Source organism: Vibrio sp. V43_P6S15P86 (genome assembly GCF_009904725.1).
Lineage (GTDB): Bacteria > Pseudomonadota > Gammaproteobacteria > Enterobacterales > Vibrionaceae > Vibrio > Vibrio diabolicus.
This window is the reverse complement of sequence record NZ_WXWT01000087.1, coordinates 1-2,990: the sequence shown is the minus strand read 5'-3', so window position 1 is coordinate 2,990 and position 2,990 is coordinate 1. Positions and strand designations below refer to the sequence as shown.

Here is a 2,990-nt window from a genome sequence, read left to right as displayed (position 1 = left end):
GTTCAGAGCATTCATTCAAACAGTTCTTCCCCATACGCAAACGCGATGGGCCTGTGCAGAAGTCTACGAATAACAAAAATACGGCAAGCAGTATTTGTCGAAACGCAAACTTTGCGCCCCCTAGCTAGGGGTTCATAATTACTGTAATGCGAAATCTGGAGGCGCATCGTGCATCTAAGTCCTAACGATTCAAATCAATACCGCTACATTACCTTGAGCAATGATCTGCGTGTACTGCTGATTCATTCCGAGACAGCTCAACAATCAGCAGCTGCTCTAGCAGTGAACGTTGGACACTTCGACGACCCAAACGATCGCCAAGGTCTGGCACACTATTTAGAACATATGCTTTTTTTGGGTACGGAAAAATACCCTAAAGTGGGCGAGTTTCAAAGTTATATTAGCCAGCATGGAGGAACAAATAACGCTTGGACGGGTACTGAGCACACTTGTTTCTTTTTTGATGTTACTCCGAATGCCTTTGAAAATGCCTTAGATCGATTTAGCCAATTCTTTACCGCACCATTGTTTAACGAAGAAGCTTTAGACAAAGAACGCCAGGCTGTCGACTCCGAATACAAACTCAAACTTAATGACGATTCTCGCCGCCTGTATCAAGTCAATAAAGAAGTCATCAATCCAGAGCACCCTTTCTCTAAGTTCTCAGTCGGCAACCTAGATACATTAGGTGACCGAGAGGGTAAGTCCATCCGCGACGAAATTGTCGAGTTTCACCACTCTCAATACTCTGCCGATCTCATGACGTTGACGCTCTTTGGGCCACAGTCGCTCGATGATCAGCAAGCGTGGGTAGAAGCCATGTTTGCCAATATCCCAAATCACCACCTTCGTGGAAAATCGATTGATGTCCCCATTAGCACCAAAGAAAGTACCGGGATTTTAGTTCAAGTTGAACCAATCAAAGAATTTCGAAAACTCATTCTCACCTTCCCAATGCCAGGGATGGATAAGCACTACGGCTTGAAACCACTCTCTTACTTCGCGCATTTACTCGGCTATGAAGGCGAAGGCAGCTTAATGCTCCAGCTAAAAAATGAAGGCTGGATTACGTCGCTTTCTGCGGGAGGCGGCGCTAGTGGTAGCAACTATCGAGATTTTACGGTTAGCTGCACACTCACCCCGCAGGGTCTCAACCACGTTGACGACATCATCCAAGCGGTTTTTCAATACCTCTCGATGATCAAACAAGACGGCCTAGATGAATGGCGCTATCTCGAAAAACAAGCGGTGCTTGAGTCGGCGTTTCGTTTCCAGGAACCATCTCGACCAATGGATTTGGTTAGCCACCTTGTTATCAATATGCAGCATTATCAGCCAGACGATACCATTTATGGCGACTACAAAATGGCGGGCTATGATGAACAACTGCAGCGTTCGTTGCTGCAATACTTAACCATCGATAATGTTCGCGTAACCCTGATTGCAAAAGGACTGGAATACAACCGTACTGCCGAATGGTACTTTACTCCGTATTCCGTCACGCCTTTTAGTGATGAGCAACGCCGCTTCTATCAACAAATCGATCCAAGCTGGCAGTTCGTCTTACCAGAAAAGAACCCTTATATTTGCTACGATCTCGATCCCATGCCGTTCGAAAATGGTGGTTCACTACCAGAGTTAATTGAAGATCTCGAAGGCTTCCGACTTTGGCATTTACAAGATGATGAATTTCGCGTGCCAAAAGGCGTTGTATATGTCGCTATCGACAGCTCTCATGCTGTTGCATCACCGAAGAACATTGTCAAAACTCGCCTATGTGTCGAGATGTTCCTCGATTCGCTAGCAAAAGAAACCTATCAAGCGGAAATCGCAGGGATGGGTTACAACATGTATGCTCACCAAGGCGGGGTTACCTTAACTCTCTCAGGGTTCAGCCAAAAACTGCCTCAATTGTTGGAAATGATCCTGCACCGTTTTGCTTCTCGAGATTTCAGCCCTGCACGCTTTGAAACCATCAAGCAGCAACTGTTACGTAACTGGAGAAATGCTTCACAAGATCGTCCTATTTCGCAGCTATTTAACGCACTTACAGGGCTACTTCAACCCAATAACCCGCCTTTCGCAACCTTAGTCGAAGCGCTAGAAGAAATCGAAGTCGATGAACTCTCAGTATTCGTAGAATCAATTCTTGCAGAACTGCACGTTGAAATGTTTGTTTACGGAGATTGGCAGCGTCAACAAGCGCATGACATGGCGACGACCTTAAAGGATGCCCTAAGAGTAAAAGAGCAGCGTTATGAAGAGGCGCTCCGCCCACTCATCATGCTGGGAAAAAACGGCAGTTTTCAACGTGAAGTACATTGTAACCAGCAAGATTCGGCGGTCGTTATTTACCACCAGTGTGAGGACATTGAGCCTCGTAGCATTGCTCTATACTCATTGGCGAACCATCTCATGTCGGCAACATTTTTCCACGAGATCCGCACAAAACAGCAATTAGGTTACATGGTGGGCACTGGCAATATGCCACTTAACCGTCATCCGGGTATTGTGCTTTATGTGCAGTCACCCAATGCAGCACCTGCCGAGCTGGTTACCTCAATCGATGAGTTCTTAAATGCCTTTTATATGGTGCTGTTAGAACTGAACGATTACCAGTGGCACAGCAGTAAGCGCGGCTTGTGGAATCAAATAGCGACGCCGGACACCACACTGCGAGGTCGTGCTCAGCGTCTTTGGGTTGCAATAGGAAACAAAGACACCGAGTTTAACCAACGTGACAAGGTACTTGCTGAACTGAAGAAATTGACCCGAGCAGACATGATTCGCTTTGTCGTTAATGAGTTGAAACCTCGCACGGCAAACCGATTGGTCATGCACTCTCAAGGGCAATCGCATTCGGACGCTCCGCGCATCCACTTAGGGCAAGAAATTGGATCGATTGAAGAGTTCCAACTTAGGCCAAAAGATTGCGGCTTAGGATGATCTAATTGCGCAGTAATAAAATTATCGATTAGTAAGTATATACC

The 2,990-nt window shown here is 46.3% G+C and carries 1 protein-coding gene; it reads left to right on the top strand.

Going from position 1 to position 2,990, the window contains the following annotated elements; all coding sequences use genetic code 11:
• Positions 1–168: 168 nt before the first annotated feature.
• Positions 169–2,946 (top strand): insulinase family protein, encoded by a 2,778-nt coding sequence (locus CAG69_RS03705; protein WP_161442780.1) that lies wholly within the window; start codon positions 169–171, stop codon positions 2,944–2,946.
• Positions 2,947–2,990: the final 44 nt, after the last annotated feature.